Below are 13359 nucleotides of genomic sequence, written 5' to 3'. Positions count from 1 at the left end.
TTTCTTTTCCTTCTCCCCGCGCGGCGGGGAGAAGATGGCCGCAGAGCCTGCCCCCGCGAAGGCGGGGGCCGGATGAGGGGCGCTCTTCAATTGCGGGCCGCTTTCAATCCCCCAGCGTCAGCAGGCTGGCATTGCCACCAGAGGCGGTGGTGTTGATGGTGACGGTTTTTTCGGTGACGAAGCGCAGCAGGTAGTGCGGGCCGCCGGCCTTGGGGCCGGTGCCGGACAGGCCCTGGCCGCCGAACGGCTGCACCCCGACTACCGCGCCGATCTGGTTGCGGTTGACGTAGATGTTGCCGACCCGGGCGCGGGCGACGATGCGTTCGATGGTGGCGTCGATTCGCGAATGGATGCCCAGGGTGAGGCCGTAGCCGGTGGCGTTGATCGCATCGACCACCGCGTCGAGTTCGTCCGCCTTCCAGCGGATCACGTGCAGGGCCGGGCCGAAGTTTTCCCGGGTCAACTGGGAGATCGACTGCAGCTCCCAGGCGCTGGGGGCGATGAAGGTGCCGTGCGCGGTGTCCGGACCCAGCGGTGCGCGCGCGATCAGGCGTGCGCTCTGGTCCATGGCCTCGCCGTGTTCGGCAAGCTGGCACTGGGCGTCGCTGTCGATCACCGGGCCGACGTCGGTCGACAGCAGACCCGGATCGCCGACCTTCAATTCGGCCATCGCGCCGGCCAGCATGGTCATCACCTTGTCGGCGATGTCGTCTTGCACCAGCAGCACCCGCGCCGCCGAGCAGCGCTGCCCGGCCGAGGTGAAGGCCGAGCCGACCACGTCCTTGATGACCTGCTCGGGCAGCGAGGAGCTGTCGGCGATCATCGCGTTCTGGCCGCCGGTTTCGGCAATCAAGACGCCGATGGGAGCCTGCTCGCGCGCCGCCAGCGCGCGGTTGATCGCGCGGGCGGTGTCGGTGGAGCCGGTGAAGCACACGCCGGCCACGCGCGGGTCGGAGGTCAGCGCGGCGCCGATGGTGGCACCGTCGCCGGGCGCGAACTGCAGCACGTCGGCGGGGATGCCGGCTTCGTGCAGCAGCTTGATGGCGGCGTGGCCGATCAGGTTGGTCTGCTCGGCCGGCTTGGCGATCACCGCGTTGCCGGCGGCCAGCGCCGCCGTTATCTGGCCGAGGAAAATGGCCAGCGGGAAGTTCCAGGGGCTGATGCAGACGAACACGCCGCGCCCGGAGAGCTGCAGGTGGTTGCTTTCGCCGGTCGGGCCGGGCAGCGCCAACGGTGCGAACTGTTCGCGCGCCTGCAGCGCGTAGTAGCGCAGGAAATCGACCGCTTCGCGCACTTCGGCGACGCCGTCGGCCAGGGTCTTGCCGGCTTCCTTGGTGCACATCGCCATGAACGCCGGCATGCGCGCTTCCAGCAGGCCGGCGGCGTGTTCCAGGATCGCGGCGCGCGACGCCGCCGGGGTGGCGTCCCAGCCCGGCTGCGCGGCGGCGGCATTGGCCAGGGCGCGCTCCAGGGTGATGGCGTCGGTGGCCTGCCAGCGGCCCACCACCTCGCGGCGGTCGGCCGGGTTGGTGACGTCGGCAATCGCTCCGCTCGGGCTGGCGCCCGGCACCAGCGGGCCGGCGGTCCAGCTGCCGGCGCCGGCGCTGTTGATGCTGCTGGCCAGCGCGCGCAGCGCGTCGTCGTTGGCGAGATTGATGCCCATGGAATTGCCTCGGTTCTGGTTCTGGCTGCGGTACAGGTCGACCGGCAGCGGAATGCGGGGGTGGGGAATGGAGGCCAGCCCGGACACGAATTCGGCCGGGTCGCGCACAAGTTCCTCGACCGGGATGGTTTCGTCGGTGATCCGGTTGACGAAGCTGGAGTTGGCGCCGTTTTCGAGCAGGCGCCGGACCAGATAGGGCAGCAGGTCTTCGTGGCTGCCGACCGGGGCGTACATCCGGCACGGCACGTCGAGGCGGTCGGCCGGAACGACCTCGGCGTAGAGGTCATCGCCCATGCCGTGCAGCTTCTGGAATTCGAAATCGCGGCGATCGGCCATCCGTCGTGCCATCTGGTAGACGTTGGCGATGGTGTGGGCGTTGTGGGTGGCGAACATCGGATACAGCGCGCTGCCGGCGTCGAGCATCCGGCGCGCGTTGGCCAGATAGCTCACGTCGGTGTTCTGCTTGCGGGTGAACAGCGGATACTCGCCCAGTCCTTCCACCTGGGCGCGCTTGATCTCGGCGTCCCAGTACGCGCCCTTGACCAGCCGCACCGGGATCCGATGGCCGCTGCGGCGGGCCAGGTCGGCCAGATAGTCGATCACCCGCGGCGCGCGCTTCTGGTAGGCCTGCACGGCCAGGCCGTAGCCGTTCCAGCCGTCCAGCGAGGGGTCGATGAGGGTGGCTTCGATCAGATCCAGCGACAGTTCGAGGCGGTCGGTTTCCTCGGCGTCGATGGTGAAGCCGATGTTGAACGCCTTGGCCTGCTGCGCCAGTTCGAGGATGCGCGGCGCCAGCTCGGCCATCACCCGCGCGCGCTTGGCGTGCTCGTAGCGCGGATGCAGGGCCGAAAGCTTGATCGAAATGCTCGGCGCGGAAAAGACGTCGGCGAACGGGCCGGTGCCGCCGATCGCCGCGATCGCGCTGCGGTAGGCACTCTGGTAGCGGGCCGCGTCGGCGGCGGTCAGCGCCGCTTCGCCCAGCATGTCGAAGGAATAGCGGTAGTTGGCGCTGTCGCCCTTGCGGCTGCGCGCCAGCGCCTCGCCGATGGTGCGGCCGAGCACGAACTGGTGGCCCATGATCTTCATGGCCTGGCGAACCGCCAGCCGGATCATCGGCTCGCCGGCGCGCCCGATCAGACGCTGGAAGGCGCCGTAGGCGTCGCGTTTGGTGTCATCGGCCAGATCGACCAGCTTGCCTGTCAGCATCAGCCCCCAGGTGGAGGCGTTGACCAGCATGGAATCGGACTGGCCGAGGTGGCGCTTCCAGTTGGCATCGCCGAGCTTGTCGCGGATCAGCGCGTCGGCGGTGTCCTGGTCGGGGATGCGCAGCAGCGCTTCGGCCACGCACATCAACAGCACGCCTTCCTCGCTGCCCAGGTCGTACTGGCGCATGAAGGCCTCGACCACGCCCTGCTCGCGTACCCGGGCGCGCACCCGCTGGACCAGATCCGCGGCGGTTTCCTGCGCCAGCGCGTGATCGGCGGCCGGCAGTTCGGCGGCGGCCAGCAGTTCGCGCACGTGCCGTGCCTCGTCCACGGACCAGCCGTCGGTGATGGCCAGGCGCGCGGGTGCGGGCGGCGGCGGAAGCTCCGGACTCAGGATCGCCGAAACGGGAAGGGGCGCGGAATCGCTGCTCATGCGCGCGGAAGGATGCAGGTAGGACCGCATAGTGTAAGCGAGTGCACGTTTTTGCATCCGGTTGTTGCCGTTGGCGGGCTTCGCCAGTAATCTTGATTCAGGTCAAGTCAGGCATCGGCGTTTTGTGCCTGAGGCGAAAGGACAGGTTTCCGGGGATCCGCGGGCGCGGCGGGCGCTTCTGCATTCGTGCGTCTCGCGGGGTGGACTGCATACAGGGCTCTGACGTGATGACATCCGGTCGTTTGAAATTGCTTGCGGCGGCGCTGGCCGCCTCTCCATGGGTCCTGCACGCCCAGCCGGCATCGACCGGTCCGGCCGATCCGCACCCCTGGCAGCTCAACCTCGTCCGCGGCGTCACGCCCACGGCGCATGCCGCCTATGACGCGCACATGATCGTGCTGTGGGTCTGCGTGGTGATCGGCGCGCTGGTGTTCGGCGCGATGGCGGTGGCGATCTTCCGCTTCCGCAAGTCCAGGGGCGCGGTGCCGGATACCGGCTTCATCCACAACACCAAGCTGGAGATCGTCTGGACGGCAATCCCGATCCTGACCCTGATCGGCCTGGCGTTCCCGGCCACCAGCGGCTTGCTGCGCATGTACGACACCCGCGATTCGGAGATGGCGGTCAAGGTGACCGGCTACCAGTGGATGTGGAAGTACGAATACGCCGGCGAAGGGGTGTCCTTCACCAGTCGCCTCGACCGCAACAGCGACGCCCTGCGCCAGAGTGGCCGGGTCATCACCGCGGCGGACGATCCGCATTACCTGCTGAACGTGGACAACGTGCTGGTGCTGCCGGTCGATACCAAGGTGCGTTTCCTGCTGACCGCCGATGACGTGATCCACTCCTGGTGGGTGCCGGCGCTGGGCTTCAAGCAGGACGCCGTGCCCGGTTTCGTCAATGAAGCCTGGGCGCGGATCGAAACTCCCGGGGTGTACCGCGGCCAATGCGCCGAGCTGTGCGGCAAGGACCACGGCTTCATGCCGATCGTGGTCAAGGCGGTGAGCAAGGAAGAGTTTGCCGCGTGGCTGGCCGCGCAGAAGGGGAAGAATGCACCGCCTGCGCCGCCGCCGGCCGCCGCTCCGGAAGCAGCCCCGGCGGAAGCGCCTGCGCTGCCGGCCACGGCCTCGGTTGACGCCACCGCAGCCCCGGCAACGGCCGGCTGATCCACGCCCCGCATTCGAAGAAGGCAAGCACAATGTCCGCAACCCATCCAGACGCCATCGGCCAAGCCCACGAGCACGGCCATGCGGCCCATCACCAGGGCTTCATCGATCGCTGGCTGTTCTCCACCAACCACAAGGACATCGGCACCTTGTACCTGGTGTTCAGCTTCACGATGGCGATCGTGGGCGCGCTGCTGTCGGTGGGGCTGCGCGCCGAACTGGCGGAGCCCGGCTTGCAATACATGAAGCCGGAATTCTTCAACCAGCTCACCGCGATGCATGCGCTGGTGATGATCTTCGGCGCGATCATGCCGTCGTTCGTCGGCCTCGCCAACTGGATGGTGCCGCTGCAGATCGGCGCGCCGGACATGGCGCTGCCGCGCATGAACAACTGGTCGTTCTGGATCATGCCGTTCGCCTTTGCGCTGCTGCTGTTGACCTTCTTCCTGCCGGGCGGCGCGCCGGCCGGCGGCTGGACCATGTACCCGCCGCTGTCCCTGCAGGGTGGTTACAACCTCGCCTTCGCGATCTTCGCGATCCACATGATGGGCGTCAGCTCGGTGATGGGCGCGATCAACATCATCGCCACCATCCTCAACATGCGCGCGCCGCAGATGGACCTGCTGAAGATGCCGATCTTCTGCTGGACCTGGCTGATCACCGCGTTCCTGCTGCTGGCGGTGATGCCGGTGCTGGCCGGCGCGGTCACCATGCTGCTGACCGACCGCTTCTTCGACACCAGCTTCTTCAATGCCGCCGGCGGCGGCGACCCGGTGATGTACCAGCACATCTTCTGGTTCTTCGGCCACCCCGAGGTCTACATCATGATCCTGCCGGCGTTCGGGATCGTGTCCGAGATCATCCCGACCTTCTCGCGCAAGCCGCTGTTCGGCTACAACGCGATGGTGTACGCGACGGTGGCGATCGCGTTCCTGTCCTTCATCGTCTGGGCGCACCACATGTTCGTGGCCGGCATGCCGCTGGGCGGCGAGGTCTACTTCATGTTCGCCACCATGCTGATCTCGATCCCGACCGGGGTGAAGATCTTCAACTGGGTGACGACCATGTGGCGCGGCTCGATGACCTTCGAGGCGCCGATGCTGTGGGCGATCGCGTTCGTCGTCCTGTTCGCGATCGGCGGCTTCTCCGGGCTGATGGTGGCGGTGGTTCCGGCCGACTACCAGTACCACGACACCTATTTCGTGGTCGCCCACTTCCACTACGTGCTGGTGACCGGCTCGCTGTTCACCATCATCGGCGCGATCTACTACTGGTGGCCGAAGTGGTCGGGTCGCATGTACAACGAGACCCTGGCCAAGATCCATTTCTGGTGGACTTTCGTGTTCGTCAACATGGTGTTCTTCCCGCAGCACTTCCTCGGCCTGGCCGGCATGCCGCGCCGGATTCCGGACTACAACGTGGTGTTCGCCGACTGGAACCTGGTGAGCTCGATCGGCGCGTTCTGCATGTTCCCGACGCCGTTCTTCATGGCCTTCATCCTGTGGCGTTCGCTCAAGACCGGCGCCAAGGCCGAGGCCCGCGCCTGGGAAGGCGCGCGCGGCCTGGAGTGGACGGTGCCGTCGCCGGCGCCGCACCACACCTTCGAGACGCCGCCGGAGATCCACCCGGGCGATCTGGCCCACGGCGATCCGGCGCACTGAGCCCGAGGTGATCGTGGACAACCGCCAGGCCGGGCAGGATCCAAACGCCGAAGCCGCACGCAAGCGCGCTCGGCGCATGGCATGGCTGCTGGCGCTGGTGGCGGTTGGTCTGTATGCGCTGGTCTTCCTGCGCGGAGCACCCGGACAATGAACGCATCGCCGCTGGGTTCACTGGGGGTGTGGAAGATGCTCGGCATCGCGCTGGGCGCCTTTGCCTTTGCGTTTTCGATGGTGCCGCTGTACCGGATCACCTGCGAAAAGGTCTTCGGCATCCGGCTGGAAAAGGGCCCGAACGTGGCCGCCGTGTCCGCGACGACCGCCGATGCGCGCTGGGTGACGGTGCAGTTCGATGGCAGCGTCAATTCCAAGCTGCCCTGGACGTTCGCGCCCAGGCAGCAACAGATGCGGGTGCAGGTCGGCCGCCAGTACGAAGCCGTGTATGCCGCCCGCAACGACTCCGACCGCGCCATCGTCGGCAATGCGGTGCCCTCGGTCGCGCCGTCGCGCGCCTCACGCTATTTCAACAAGACCGAGTGTTTCTGCTTCACCGCGCAAACGCTGGTTCCGGGGGAATCCCGCGACATGCCGGTGCGCTTCATCGTCGATCCGGCGTTGCCGCACGGCATCAAGACGGTGACGCTGTCCTACACCTTCTACAAGAACGATACCCAGACCGCCGCGCTCGCCGCGGGGGGCGGGTCGGTCGGGGCGGCGCGCGCCGCTCCCTGATTTCAATCACGCTTCGGGATCATCAACATGGCCAACGCCCACGCCGAACTCGCCAGCCACGACCAGGACGTCTACTTCGTCCCCAGCAAAAGCCGCTGGCCGATGGTGGCCTCGATTTCCCTGTTCGTCACCATGTTCGGGTTTGCCAACTGGTTGAACGAAGTGAGCTGGGGCCGCGCGGTGTTCTTCCTCGGCATCGCGCTGCTGGTCGTGACGGCGTTCGGATGGTTCGGCGAGGTGATCCGCGAATCGGTGGGCGGGCGCTACAACAAGCAGGTGGACGTCTCGTTCCGGATGGGAATGGTCTGGTTCATTTTCTCCGAAGTGATGTTTTTCGCCGCCTTCTTCAGCGCCCTGTTCTACGCGCGCCAGTTCGTGATCCCGTGGCTCGAAGGCCAGGGCCATGGGGTGGAAACCCACGCCATGCTGTGGCCGTCCTTCACCGGTGGCTGGCCGAGCAACGGGCCGAACGCGCTGGGCGGCGCCTACCAGACCGTTCCGGCCTGGGGCGTGCCGCTGCTCAATACCCTGATCCTGCTGTCCTCGGGCGTGACCATCACCATCGCCCACCATGCCCTCAAGGCCGGCAAGCGCGGCCTGCTGCTGTTCTTCCTCGCGGCCACCGTGCTGCTGGGCTGGCTGTTCCTGTTTTTCCAGGTCGAGGAGTATTCGCATGCCTACGGCGCGCTCAACCTGACCTTGGGCTCGGGGATCTACGGTTCGACCTTCTTCATGCTGACCGGCTTCCATGGCGCCCACGTCACCCTGGGCACGATCATGCTGGCGGTGATCTGGTTCCGCTGCGCCAAGGGCCATTTCAGCGCCGACAACCACTTCGGTTTCGAAGCCGTGGCCTGGTACTGGCACTTCGTGGACGTGGTGTGGCTTGGCCTGTTCGTGTTCGTTTACGTGCTGTAAGCTGGCCTGCAGCGATCCAGACAACCAAGGCCGGCGATGCCGGCCTTTGTTCTGGCGGGGCCGCCTGGCCTGATCAGCCTGCCGGCGTCTGGCCGACGCCGTGGGGCGTGATCCAGCCAAGATGGATCCCCAGCAGCAGGAGCAGGACCAGCAGGATGGACAGGCCGATGCGCCAGGTCAGCGCGTTGACGGTGCGTTTGCTGCTGCCCTTGTCGACGAGCATGTAGTACAGCCCGGCGCCGAGGTGCCAGACGATGAGGAGCAGGAATCCACCGATGAGCAGGGCCTTGAACGAGCCGCCCATGTCGCCTCCGATGCCGGATCGGGCCGGCGCAATGGCGGCATTATCGCAGCCTCGCGGGGCATCACGATGAGTGGGCGCGGTGTGCGACTGCTGCTGTGGTGGCTGCTGGCGCTGCTGGTGGCCGGCGGCTTCGCCCAGGCCGGGCGCTGGCAGCTGGCGCGGATGCACGAAAAGCAGGCGGTCCTCGATGACGCCGCGCGTGCGCTGACCCGCGCCGTTCCGCAACCGCTGCTGCTGGCCTCCGATCCCAAGCGCGCCCGCGCCTACGACTGGGCGCAGGGCCAGGGACGCATCCTCAACCTCACCCTGTGGCTGGACGGTCAGCAGCGCGAAGGGGTGGTGGGCGTGCGCATGTACTGCGTCCTGTTGCCGGATTTCGGCGCGCAGGCGCTGCTGGTGGATGCCGGCTGGCGGCCGCTGGGCGGTGATCGGGTGCTGCCGGAGTTCGGCTGCCCGTCCCGCGGCGAACAGACCGTGCGCGGCCTGCTGGCACCGCCGCCCTCGGAAGGCCTGCAACACGGGGCGCCGCTGGCCGCCGCCGGGGACCGGCGCTGGCTGGCCGCGCGCATGGACATGGCCGCGATTGCCTCGACGCTCAGGCTGCCGATGGCGCTGGCGCCGCGCGTGCTGCGCCTGGATTCGCGGCGGCAGGAAGGCGACGATGGCGTGATGGCGGCGCCGAACGAACGCGATCTGGCGATCCTGCCCAATACGATGCCGCCGGAGCGCCACCTCGGCTACGCGGTGCAATGGTTCGGGCTGGCGTTGACGGTGCTGGTGGTGGCCCTGCTGCTGACGATCAGGCAGTTGCGGAAATGACCGAAGCGACGACGGCCAGCGCCATCCGGCGGCGCAATCGCGGCACGCTGCTGCTGATCCTGGTGCTGTCGCTGGGTGCGCTGCTGGTGGCCGGCCTGCTGCGTTTCTCCGGTTGGCGCCCTTCCGGGCAGATCAACAAGGGCCAGTTGTTGCAGCCCTACGGCGACCTGCGGGATTTCACGCCCACGCGCGCCGATGGCCGCGCCTACCGCTGGCACGACAGCCCGCGCACCTGGCGCATGGTCGTCGCCCCGCGCGACTGCGCCAGTACCCGGCGCGCCGAATGTGCAAGATTGCTGGCCAACCTCGACAAGGTCTGGCGCCTGATGGGCCGCAATGCCGACCGGGTGCACGTCCTGTGGATCGGCGCGCCGCCAAGCGACGTTGCCTCCCTGCGAGAAGTGCATCTGCTGCGCTCGGATCCGCGGCTGTCGGCGGAGCTGGCGGGCTACGACGACGCCCGCGGCGATCCGGTCTGGCTGGTGGACCCGAATGGTTTCGTGGTCCTGCGCTACGCGCCCGGGGCCGATCCGGGCGATCTGCGCACCGATCTTGCCAAGCTGCTGAGAATCAATTGAGCCCATGGTCCAGACGTCCCGGACACAGCTGTACCGCCACTTCCACCGCATCGCCTGGCTGGCGACGGCGCTGGCCGCGGCGTTGATCGTGTTCGGCGCCTTCGTGCGTCTGTCCAACGCCGGCCTGAGCTGCCCCGACTGGCCGACCTGCTACGGCAAGGCCACCTGGCCCACGGCGGCCGCGCAGGTGGTCGACCACGCCGCCACCGCGATTCGCCCGGTCGATCCCACCCGCGCCTGGCGCGAGCAGGTCCACCGCATGCTTGCCGGTGCGCTGGGCGTGCTGGTGCTGACGCTGGCGCTGCTGGCCGCGCGCGGCCGCCGCCGCGGCGTGGCTCAGATTGCGCTGGCCGCGGGGCTGGTGGCGCTGGCGATTCCGCAGTACATGCGCGGCGCGCACGCGCCGGCGGCCCTGCTGGCGGTGGTGGGGGAATTGCTGCTGCTGGTCGGCGTGCTGCGCTGGTCGAACGTGGATCTGGCGCGGGCCAGCGCACTGACCCTGATGGTGATCGTGTTCCAGGCCCTGCTCGGCATGTGGACCGTCACCTGGCTGCTCAAACCCATCGTGGTGATGGGGCATCTGCTCGGTGGCCTGACCACCTTCGCCCTGCTGGCGTGGATCGCCTGGCGGGCCACCGACTCACCGATCCTCAGCGCCGACGCGCGCCGCCTGCGCCTGCTGCTGGGCATCGGTCTGGCGCTGCTGGCGGTGCAGATCGCGCTGGGCGGCTGGACCAGCGCCAACTACGCGGCGCTGGCCTGCGGCACCGATTTCCCGCGCTGCGCCGGCCACTGGTGGCCGCAGCACGATTTCCGCGAGGGCTTCGTGCTCTGGCGCGGCATCGGCGTCGATTACGAAGGCGGCGTCCTCGACAACCCGGCCCGGGTGGCCATCCAGATGGCGCATCGGCTGGCGGCCGTCGTGGTGTTCGTCTACCTGCTGGGGATGGCGGCCAAACTGCTGCGGATCCCCGGCCTGCGCGGCTGGGGGGTGGCGCTGGCGCTGCTGGTCTGTCTTCAGGTCGGGCTGGGCATCAGCAACGTGCTGCTGGCGCTGCCGCTGCCGATCGCCATCCTGCACAATGCCGGCGCGGTGGCGCTGCTGTTCGTGCTGGTTGCGCTGCTGGCGCGCCTGCGGCCGCCGGAGGGCTGGGAATGAGCGGTTCGATCGCGGCGCAGTACTGGCGGCTGACCAAGCCGCGGATCGTGGCCCTGATCGTGTTCACTGCGGTCATCGGCATGCTGCTGGCGATCCAGCCCGGCCAGGATTGGCCGTGGCTGCGGATCGTCGCCGGAACGATCGGGATCTGGCTGTCCGCGTCCAGCGCGGCGGCGGTCAACCATCTGCTCGACCAGCGCATCGACAAGGTCATGGCACGCACCGCCGACCGCCCGCTGCCGACCGGCGCGCTGCGGCCGGCGCAGGTGCTCACGTTCGCCATCGTGCTCGGCGTCGCCTCGATGGCGGTGCTGCTGCTGTGGGTCAACCCGATCAGCGCGCTGCTGTCGTTCGCCGGCCTGATTGGCTACGCGATCATCTATACCGGCTTCCTCAAGCGCGCCACCCCGCAGAACATCGTGATCGGCGGCCTGGCCGGCGCGGTGCCGCCGCTGCTGGGCTGGGCGGCGGTGACCGGCATGGGCAACGAGACCGACTGGGGCTATGCGCTGCTGCTGGTGCTGATCGTGTTCGTGTGGACGCCGCCGCATTTCTGGGCACTGGCCATCTTCCGCCGCGAGGACTATTCGCGCGCGCTGGTGCCGATGCTGCCGGTCACCCACGGCGTGGTCTACACGCGCTGGCAGATCCTGCTCTATACCATCCTGCTGGTGATCGCCTCGGTGCTGCCGTGGGTGGTGCACATGAGTGGGCTGTTCTACCTCGGCGGCGCGCTGGTGCTGGGCGCGGTGTTCCTGTGGTACGCGTGGAAGCTGCTGGATCCGCCGGACGAGTTTTTCGCGATGCGCACGTTCAAGTATTCGATCTGGTATCTGATGGCGCTGTTCGCGTTCCTGCTGATCGACCACTGGCTGCTGCCGCTGTTCGCGCCGCCGCCGGGGCTGGAGTTCGTGCCGCAGTCGTGAGCGAGCAAGTGGATCTGTTTGCCACGCCATCGGCGGGAGCGCGCACGCGCTTGGCAACGCAGGCCTGGGTCCTGCATGGCTACGTGCTGCCGCATGTCGATGCGCTGCTGGCCGGGATCGACACGGTCACCACACGCGCGCCGTTCCGTCATCTGCAAACCCCCGGCGGGCATGTGATGCAGGTGGCGATGAGCAACTGCGGAACCTACGGCTGGTGCAGCGACCGCCGTGGCTATCGCTACGACCGCAACGATCCGGACTCGGGCCAGCCGTGGCCGGCGCTGCCGGACGCGTTACTGCAACTGGCGCGTGATGCCGCCGCCGAGGCCGGCTTCGCGGACCATGTGCCCGACGCCTGCCTGATCAATCGCTATGCACCCGGCACGCGCTTGAGCCTGCATCAGGATCGTGACGAGGACGATCGCATCGCGCCGATCGTCTCGGTCTCGCTGGGCCTGCCGGCGGTGTTCCTGTTTGGTGGCCTTGCCCGTGGCGACAAGGCGCTGCGGGTGCCGCTGCGGCACGGTGACGTGGTGGTCTGGGGCGGCGTCGACCGCATGCGCTTTCACGGCGTGCTGCCGATCCGGCCGGGCCGCCATCCGCTGCTCGGCGAGCAGCGCCTCAACCTGACCTTCCGCAAGGTGCGCTAGTTGCGTCCGAACGACTCCAGCCCGCCAGCGTCGCCGGGTTTCAGAGCTTGACCAGCTCCACCCGGCGGTTCTTCGCCCGCGCGGCGTCGTTGCTGTTGGGCACGACGGGCTTGGTCTCGCCGGCGCCGCTGGGCGCCAGGCGCGACTCGGCGATGCCGTAGTCCTCGACCAGCGCGGCCACCACCGCGTCCGCCCGGCGCTGCGACAGCCGCAGGTTGGAGGCGTCGTCGCCGACGTCATCGGTATGCCCGACCACGCCCAGACGCAGGTTCGGCAGTTGCTTGAGCAAGTTGGCGATCTGCTCCAGGGTCGGCTTGGACTCGGGCTTGACCTGCGATTTGTTGGTATCGAAATAGATGCCGTACAGGGCGATGTGGCCGGCGGTCTCCAGCGCCCGCTTCATCTCGTCCGAAGTGACGGTCACCATCTTGTTGTCCATCGGCTTGGGCGACACCGCAACCACCAGCACGCCGGTGCGATCCTTGAGTGCGGAGCAATAGGTCTTGTCGCCGATCTGGTAGACGTAAACGGCAAGCGTGCGGGTACCACCGTTGCCGTCGGGCAACTGGGCCAGCAGATAGCGCTGCTCCTGTGGATCGGTGCCGCTGGCGCACTTGCCGTTGCTGAAATTGGCGTCCTTGACCCGGTTGCCGGGATAAATCTGTTCAAGCAGGCCCTGGGTGCCGCCGCCGTGATCGTTGCCTTCGAACTCGCCACCACATTCGTGGTTGGTGCAGCCGTACAGCAGGCGACCGCCGGCGGATTTGATTTCGCTGATGTAGTTGCGCATCACCTCCAGCGTCGAGCGGTCTTCCGGGGCGACGTAGAGCAGGCGCGTGTATTCGCCTTCGGCCTTGACCGTGCGGGCGGCGCGCCGAGGGCGATTGTTGTTGCTGTCGCGCTCTTCCGGATCCGCGCTGGGCAGCAGTTTCGAGGCCGGAAAACTGATGGCGTCGAAGCGGCGGTGCTCGTAGCTGACGATGAAGCTGCCCTCGTAGCGCTTGAGCCAGGCCGGGTCGCTGGCGCCGGCAATGTCCTTGGTCGGAACGGTGGCGTCGGCGAAGGCGGTGACGGAAGCCAGGGCGAGCAGGGCGCCGGCCAGGAGGGACAGGATGCGCACGGGGAAACCTTGAGTGGTTGGAGTCAAG

Annotated in this window: 13 protein-coding genes; 10 read left to right on the top strand and 3 right to left on the bottom strand. The window is 67.8% G+C overall.

Annotated elements, in window-relative coordinates; translation table 11 throughout:
- Positions 1–103 precede the first annotated feature (103 nt).
- A complete protein-coding gene (putA, locus tag M9902_RS09425; RefSeq protein WP_297222508.1) occupies positions 104–3301 on the bottom strand; it encodes a bifunctional proline dehydrogenase/L-glutamate gamma-semialdehyde dehydrogenase PutA in 3198 nt (1065 codons plus the stop codon).
- A gap of 227 nt (positions 3302–3528) precedes the next feature.
- Here putA and coxB point away from each other — a divergent pair, with 227 nt between their 5' ends.
- The 5 genes from coxB to M9902_RS09400 are packed head-to-tail and all read left to right on the top strand — an operon-like array spanning position 3529 to position 7775.
- Complete coding sequence (gene coxB / locus M9902_RS09420) at positions 3529–4467, top strand: cytochrome c oxidase subunit II (RefSeq protein ID WP_297222506.1); 939 nt, start codon at positions 3529–3531, stop codon at positions 4465–4467.
- Positions 4468–4499: 32 nt separating this feature from the next.
- Positions 4500–6128, top strand: a complete 1629-nt coding sequence (gene ctaD / locus M9902_RS09415) for a cytochrome c oxidase subunit I (protein ID WP_297222504.1) — start codon at positions 4500–4502, stop codon at positions 6126–6128.
- Between the two features lie 13 nt (positions 6129–6141).
- On the top strand, positions 6142–6279 hold the full coding sequence (locus tag M9902_RS09410; protein WP_297222503.1) for a hypothetical protein: 138 nt from the start codon (positions 6142–6144) through the stop codon (positions 6277–6279).
- Positions 6276–6857, top strand: a complete 582-nt coding sequence (locus tag M9902_RS09405) for a cytochrome c oxidase assembly protein (RefSeq protein ID WP_297222501.1) — start codon at positions 6276–6278, stop codon at positions 6855–6857. The genes M9902_RS09410 and M9902_RS09405 overlap by 4 nt, the downstream gene beginning before the upstream one ends.
- A gap of 27 nt (positions 6858–6884) precedes the next feature.
- On the top strand, positions 6885–7775 hold the full coding sequence (locus tag M9902_RS09400) for a cytochrome c oxidase subunit 3 (protein ID WP_297170492.1): 891 nt from the start codon (positions 6885–6887) through the stop codon (positions 7773–7775).
- 73 nt (positions 7776–7848) lie between these two features.
- On the opposite strand, the gene M9902_RS09395 is transcribed toward M9902_RS09400, so the two are convergent.
- A complete protein-coding gene (locus M9902_RS09395; RefSeq protein ID WP_297170490.1) occupies positions 7849–8079 on the bottom strand; it encodes a twin transmembrane helix small protein in 231 nt (76 codons plus the stop codon).
- Between the two features lie 66 nt (positions 8080–8145).
- Between M9902_RS09395 and M9902_RS09390 the strand changes: the two genes are divergently transcribed.
- Genes M9902_RS09390 through alkB form a run of 5 tightly spaced genes read left to right on the top strand, consistent with a single transcriptional unit; the run spans position 8146 to position 12211 of the window.
- Entirely contained in the window at positions 8146–8898 is a 753-nt protein-coding gene (locus M9902_RS09390; protein WP_297170488.1) for an SURF1 family protein, read from the top strand.
- A complete protein-coding gene (locus M9902_RS09385; RefSeq protein WP_297170486.1) occupies positions 8895–9476 on the top strand; it encodes a hypothetical protein in 582 nt (193 codons plus the stop codon). The genes M9902_RS09390 and M9902_RS09385 overlap by 4 nt, the downstream gene beginning before the upstream one ends.
- A 4-nt stretch (positions 9477–9480) precedes the next feature.
- Positions 9481–10635 carry a COX15/CtaA family protein gene (locus M9902_RS09380; RefSeq protein ID WP_297222497.1) on the top strand — a complete coding sequence of 385 codons (1155 nt, stop codon included), beginning with the start codon at positions 9481–9483 and terminating at the stop codon, positions 10633–10635.
- Positions 10632–11561, top strand: coding sequence for a heme o synthase (gene cyoE / locus M9902_RS09375; RefSeq protein ID WP_297170482.1), 930 nt, complete (start codon positions 10632–10634; stop codon positions 11559–11561). Before M9902_RS09380 ends, cyoE begins: the two co-directional genes overlap by 4 nt.
- Positions 11558–12211, top strand: a complete 654-nt coding sequence (alkB, locus tag M9902_RS09370; RefSeq protein WP_297222495.1) for a DNA oxidative demethylase AlkB — start codon at positions 11558–11560, stop codon at positions 12209–12211. Before cyoE ends, alkB begins: the two co-directional genes overlap by 4 nt.
- Positions 12212–12251: 40 nt before the next feature.
- Here alkB and M9902_RS09365 read toward each other — a convergent pair whose 3' ends face one another.
- Entirely contained in the window at positions 12252–13331 is a 1080-nt protein-coding gene (locus tag M9902_RS09365) for an OmpA family protein (protein WP_297222493.1), read from the bottom strand.
- Positions 13332–13359: the final 28 nt, after the last annotated feature.

Source organism: Thermomonas sp., from assembly GCF_023953935.1.
Classification (GTDB): Bacteria; Pseudomonadota; Gammaproteobacteria; order Xanthomonadales; family Xanthomonadaceae; genus Thermomonas.
This window is presented reverse-complemented; position numbering and strand designations above follow the sequence as displayed.